Annotated in this window: 2 protein-coding genes; both read left to right on the top strand. The window is 43.9% G+C overall.

What is annotated here, in order from left to right; all coding sequences use genetic code 11:
- Window positions 1–235: 235 nt before the first annotated feature.
- Window positions 236–6,397, top strand: coding sequence for a polymorphic toxin type 23 domain-containing protein (locus LZG72_RS28295; RefSeq protein WP_233878540.1), 6,162 nt, complete (start codon window positions 236–238; stop codon window positions 6,395–6,397).
- Entirely contained in the window at window positions 6,394–7,056 is a 663-nt protein-coding gene (locus LZG72_RS28290; RefSeq protein ID WP_233878538.1) for a hypothetical protein, read from the top strand. The genes LZG72_RS28295 and LZG72_RS28290 overlap by 4 nt, the downstream gene beginning before the upstream one ends.
- Window positions 7,057–7,078: the final 22 nt, after the last annotated feature.

Below are 7,078 nucleotides of genomic sequence, written 5' to 3'. Positions count from 1 at the left end.
ACTAATGACCGACAATTTAAAGGCTAAATTGTAGTCACGCTGACTACGCTTCTTTCTTGATAATGAGACACTTCCCATAATAAGTTGAATTTGTGTCAACTTATTTTAGGACTAGACAAACGCCTTAAAAAGGGCGACGGATTTTCTATGACTTTTCTGAATGATTATTTGGCTTAGCGATCAAATATTTAACACTTCTGCCTACCACGAATTTTGTTTTTTAACCACTGCGTTTATGACAAATAACTACACACGAAGAGCGATATCAATTGTATATAGTAAAACCAAAATATTAACGGTTGGACCTAATTTCAGTAAGCTGTTTTGGGTTCTTACAATCTTCTATGGGTTCAATTCATTTGCTCAAAATGTAGCCTACCAAACCTTATATACAGGAGCTGCTTTCAATAGCCGGGCTATTAATCCGAGTTTACCTGTCGGAAGTATTTCCGAAAGCGCCAGCGTTGCGTCAGGAGGCGCGAGTTACTCGATATCATTGGCAGTGCCGCCCGGCACAAATGGTATTACTCCAACCATCTCGGTGGACTACTATTCCATGGGAGGAAATGGCGTTTTAGGTCAGGGATGGGGTGTTGGTGGTTTGTCAGAAATCACCCGAGCAACCCGAAACATGTATTTTGATAATGAAACAAACCCCATTGTAATGACAAACAGTGACCGGTTTGTTTTAGATGGATCCAGGCTAATCGTCAAAGTGGGTAACTACGGAGATCCAAATACAACATACGGAACTGAAAGTGAAAACTTTGCGACCATCACTTCCAAAAGCACCCAGGGAGGCGGACCACAGTGGTTTGAAGTTCTAACAAAGGATGGTATTAAAATGGAATACGGGAATTCCCCGGATTCAAGGCATACTGGCCTGAATGCTACTGTTCTTACTTGGGCGTTGTCTCGCATAATATATCCTGATGGTAATTACATTTCCCTCAAATACAAAGCGGTTAGCTTCTCTCTGCTTATTGAAGAAATCAATTACACCGGTAATGCCGCGCAATCTTTAGATCCTTACAATCAGATCAAATTTGATTATAAGGTTCGCACGATTGATGAAAATGCAGGTTTTGAAAATGATACCCGTGTTGAAAGTAAATATTTGCTGGATAAAGTCACGACCACAACCAGTGGGGTAACTGTCAAGACATATCAATTCAACTACGGTCATGATAACATCAATTCTTATCTAAAAGAGGTTATTGAGTCAGGTACGGACGGAACTTCCCTGAATGCTACTATTTTTAAATATGGAGATCAGTCGGCTGAATTTAGCACGGTCAGCACGGATGGGTATGACGACCCTTCCTCAACAACCATTACAGGTGATTTCAATGCCGATGGGTTAACTGATTTCCTGGAAGCCAGCCTGATCCAGAACCCTTCGGTATATAGGATGATCGTTTACAACAAGTATCCCGCATACAATGCAAAACCAAACGATTTTTATGTCGGCAATTTGACAGATGTACCTACTACCTATTCGGTTGTCAAGAAGCAAAGTATCCCCAATTCCTTCAATTTCCTTGCCTACGACTTCACGGGCGACGGCGCGGATGATGTTTTAATGACCAACATTGCAGGGGCAGGACAAAACCGTACGCTTACCAGTCTCCGTATTTATCGTACGGTCCAGAACTACGATTGGCAAACCAATGCACAGTTTGCCATCCAATTTGACCCGCTCACGCTATCTCCTTATACAGGCTACTCAAAAATTCACCCAAGTGGCCACTTCATTTTTCCCGGTGATTATGATGGTGATGGTGTCCAGGATATCCTTACAATGCTTGGAAGTAATGCCGTGAATTACAATTGTCACTTGTACAACGGCAAAGTTCAACCTGATTTTGGGTCAATCGTTATCTCAGGGACACATTTATTCGAAACAACCGATTGGGCCACAGCTGACAAAGTGCACATCGTCGATTTCAACGGGGATGGCAAAAGCGATATCATGCTGATCAAAGGCACAAATTGTGAAATCTTCACTTTTGATGGGTGGACTGCGCGGCGTATCCACTATTCAACCAATTATCTCAACAAGGACCACCTCAGTTATTTTGGCGATTTCAATGGCGATAGAAAGACAGACATCCTTGCCAAATTAACAACCTCGGGAGCATGGAAAGTGGTAATATCTAACGGAGTTGGGTTCTATGAATCCCCTTTTATTTTCAATACAACACCCGATACAGATCTTTTCCTTGGAGACCAACTGGGTATTGCCGATTTGAATGGGGATGGTAAATCAGACATCTATCACGGCTGGCAATTGCCGGATCTGGAAACTGCCAATTTGGACGTCTACTATGGAAAAGGCTATTCGAGCGCAGGAGCAAGTTTTCATCGCATCACCAGCACATATGCTGTAACACTCGGGGCACCACCACCGATGATCGGTGATTTTAATGGAGATCGCAGAGCGGACATCATCAATTTTAAGAGCATTTTTAAGCCCATGGATGTTTTCAACTTCAAAAAAGAAGGGCAGGAAAATATTCTTGAAAAAGTTAAGAATGGGTACAATCATGTCACTGAATGGAATTATAAAAAGTTGACGGATGAAAATGGTTTCCATATCCGGGGAAATCTTACAGCTTATCCGTTAAACGCGATTCAGCCAGCACTTTATGCTGTTTCCGACTTCAAAATGCAGGATGGAATTGGCGGCTACAATACCACTCAATACACTTATGAAGGCACCAAACTTCATCGTGCTGGAAAGGGCTTTCTGGGGTTTGGTAAGATAACAGCTAACAACCTGGCAACAGGGATCAAAATCGTTGCTGAAAATGAATTCAATACTACTTATTACGCGACTGTTCCTTACCGGACTTCCACCTATCTGGCATCGACAAATGCATTGCTTAATCAAACCACTAATACCAATGTATTTATTTCTCCCGCAGCCAAACGCTTCTGGATCCAGGCTACTAACACCCTGGAAAATAATGCATTTGAAGGCCGAACCACTACGGCGGTAAATGTTTACGATGATTACGGTAACGTCAAGCAAAGTATGGTCAACAATGGGGTTGAAACGATTGTTACCAACACCATCTTTGGGGCTTATCCCGCGGGAGTTCTAAACAAGCCGACATCTGTCACCGTTTCAAACACGCGTACAGGTCAGGCTGTATATGCCGTTTCAACAGGATACGGATATAACGGCATTGGGCAGCTTACTACCAAAACGGATTTTGTGGGACTTCCGAAAAGCGTGGTCACCACGTATGAGTATCATCCCCTGGGGAACCTAAAAAAGACGACCACTAGCCCATCCGGTCTCCCCGCACGAGCTACCTCTTCTGTTTACGATACCAAAGGACGCTATCCGGAAACTTCGACGAATGAGCTCAGTCAAACTTCTTCGGCAACTTACGATCCTAAATGGGGAAAACCGCTGACCTTGACCGGAGTGGATGGGCTCGTAACTGCAATAGAGTACGATGCCTTTGGCTGGGAGAAGAAAACCACGTTGCCGGAAGGTTATTCGGTAACCCAAAATTATGGTTGGGACGTTTCAGGTAATTCGGTCTGGTATTTGAATACAAACCATCCTGGCAAACCGGATGTAAAAACGTGGTATGACCTGTTGAGAAGGGAAATCAAAACTGAAAAGGAGGGTTTTCAGGGACAAGCCATCACCCAGGTCAAAACCTACGATACCCGTGGCAACCTTTCCACATCGACCGATCCTTATAAATCCGGCGAACCGGTACTGACCACCACAACGCAGTACGATGCCTACAACCGAGCTTTCAACATCAGTAACAGCGGTCCTTTTGGCACTACGACCATCGGTTACGCCTACGCGGCAGGCAAGCTAACCACGACAACCAATGCGCCTTCAGGTGTATCGTCGAAAATTACGGATGCGAGCGGCCAGGTTATCAGCGCCACAGACAATGGGGGGACATTGACCTACACGTATTACAGCCACGGCGGTCTCAAGGAAGTAAGTAATGGTGCTGTGATCACAAGTAGCCAATATGATGTGCAGGGCCGGCAAACTTCGCTGACCGATCTCAACGCCAGTACGACTACTTATGATTACGATGCCTTGGGGCAGCTTTCCAGCCAAACCAATGCCAACAACAAAACGCACACCATGCAGTATGACCTGCTGGGACGAAACATCAACCGCACCGGCCCGGAAGGCATAACAATCAACGAATATTATCCCTCGGGCAGCGGAGCATCAACCAATCAGCTGAAAAAAGTAACGGGCTTTGCTGGCAATTTGGAAGAATACACTTACGATGCATTGGGAAGGTTGCAGACGGCAAAACAAACTGTTGATGCAACTGTTTACACCACCACTTATGGCTATAACCTTTACGGCGATATGATCTCGGTGTTGTATCCTTCCGGCTTTGGCACCAACCATGCCTATGATAACAATGGTTATCCGACCACCATCAAAAACAACACAAATGCGGTAACGCTCTATACCAATAACGGTATGAATGGCCTGGGGCAAAACACGGAATACGCATTGGGTAACGGCAAATCATCGGTCATAACTTACAATTACGGCATACCGAAACAGTTTACAACAGCTGGTGTACAGAACCTGGAACTGATCTGGGATTACCCCAAAGGGAACCTGGACAAGCGAAAAGATTACATCAAGAGCAAAGAAGAAAGCTTTGTATATGACAATCTTAACAGACTCCTGACGGCGACGGTTTTAGGTAAACCTGCGCAGGTAACATCCTACACCGCCTCCGGAAATATAATGGCAAAGAGCGATGCGGGGCAGACATTCAACTATCACGCCACAAAATTGAACGCGGTCACCGGTATCATTTCGCCAACGACCGCAATTCCTCTGTTAACCCAGGAAATTACATATACTGCATTCAACCAGCCCGAAAAAATCACAGAAAATGGATCAGGCCAGCCTTATGAGCTGACATACACCTACGGGGCCGATTACCAGCGGCTGAAAGGGGTCATGAAAAAGAACAATGCAGTAATCAACACACATTACTACTTTGGAAGCTACGAAAAGGATATCACGCCAGGTATCGCCGACAAGCATCTTCATTACATTAGTTCACCTGCGGGGCTGATCGCCATCGTGATCCGCGAGAACGGTGCCGACCAATACTACTACACGTACACCGATCACCTGGGATCCCTGCTGACATTAACTGCTTTTAACGGCACCGTCCTGCTCGACCAGAACTTCGACGCCTGGGGCCGCCTCCGCCATCCTGCCAACTGGGATTATGTGAATGTCCCGGCACCGACGAGTTACCTGTACCGCGGTTTCACAGGTCACGAGCATTTGACGAATTTTAATTTGATCAATATGAACGGCCGGATGTATGATCCGGTAGTGGGGAGGGTGTTGAGTGTTGATAATTATGTGCAGGATGCGTATTCGACACAGGGCTATAATCGGTATTCATATGCAAATAACAACCCGCTAAAATATACGGATCCGAGTGGGGAAATCTTCAAAATGGCTTACTTCTCAATGGCTTTTACCGCAGATTTTGCAAGTAATTTGTTGAATGGAGTTAGTCACCCTGGAAAAGTAGCATATAGAAATGCCTCAAATGCTACGAACGCTATGAGCAACTCCCTACAATTTCAAGTTTACAATAATGGAACCAGCTCAGTTTCGGTGGGCGTAGATCCTTTGGGGTTGGGAGTTTCTGCAAGTGTTTATCAAACTCAGGGTAATGTTACAACTGGCGTAAATGTTGGCGTCAACATTTCAGGAACCTTTTCAGTTAATGGGAGTACGTCTGTTTCCGCTGGAAATTGGAATATAAGTGTCGGTGGAGGTGGAGGCAATAATCACTCGGCCTATGGAGGAAGCATAAGTTACAAAGGATACGGGGCAGGTTATTACCAAACGCGATACGGTGGTGACACAGGACCGGATGGGATTTCCAATAGTCAGGTTGTAGGAGGTGCCAGCTTATCGCTCGGTAAAGTCTCAATCAGAATTGAAAATGATTTCTTTGCATTTAATCATCAGGATCGTTGGCGATCGAATGCGTTAGAGATTGGAATTGGAGATTTTGTTATTGGGACAAGGCTCTATAACAATGATCCTAATACAGAGGGATTAGGAACAGAAAACAGCACTGATCGCCTTGGTCACTTCAATAAAGATGGGCGAGGTGCTTGGATAAATGGCCAGACATACAGTGCACCCTTGTGGGTGGGACATCGATTTGGGAATACAATAGAACGCATTGGGTACAGTCACCCGCTATTCCAGGACAGAACTCAAAACTTCATACATCTGCGATTTCCTCCTGGATATCAAAACTTTTACAACAAATATGATTCGTTCAAATATGGAATGATGTTCCAAAGTGGCTTTTACAATCCGTATTCATTATGGGGAAGATGAAGATTTTAAACATTAGCGTTCTAGTTGCGATTCTAATCGTCGGCTGCTGGCGTGACGCTCCAAAAAGGTTGAAGGTACGAGAAACAAATTTCTGTTTTTCACCAAATAGAGACAACTCAAAAATTGTTCAATCTAACGGCGTTTATTCATTTTACCATAAGTCTCCTAATAAATTGGAATCTTCTGAAAGAATACGCACAAGTGATTATCGCGAAAATTTCATATTTTATCCGTCTGGGGAATTATACACATTTCTTAGTACCGACTCATCCTATGGTCTATGGGGTAGTTATTACATTGAAAAAAATATAGTCAAAACTCAATATTTTTCACCTCCAATTACTGTGTCATGGGACAGAGAAGAAGTATGGTTTGAATTAATGGAAGATCACAGATTGAAAGTAATTGGTAGAACATGGGATAAGATCTTATCCAAGTCTGACCTGGATAAATATCAGCAAAACAATAGAAATACGGATGCTGTACTTAGCCAATTTTGCAAGCACGACACTTTGCCCGATCCAAACAAAAGCTGGCTAAAAAAACGTAAATGGTTTTGGTGCGACAAAAAGGAATACCAAGTATGGAAGAGGAATTTGAAATCAACCAGGCAAATGAAGGATCGGATTGTATCAAATTATCGATTAAACAAATTGTAGCGATTGCCAATTTTACACAACT

Origin of the sequence: Dyadobacter sp. CY323, from assembly GCF_021390245.1 — a bacterium.
GTDB lineage: Bacteria > Bacteroidota > Bacteroidia > Cytophagales > Spirosomataceae > Dyadobacter.
This window is presented reverse-complemented; position numbering and strand designations above follow the sequence as displayed.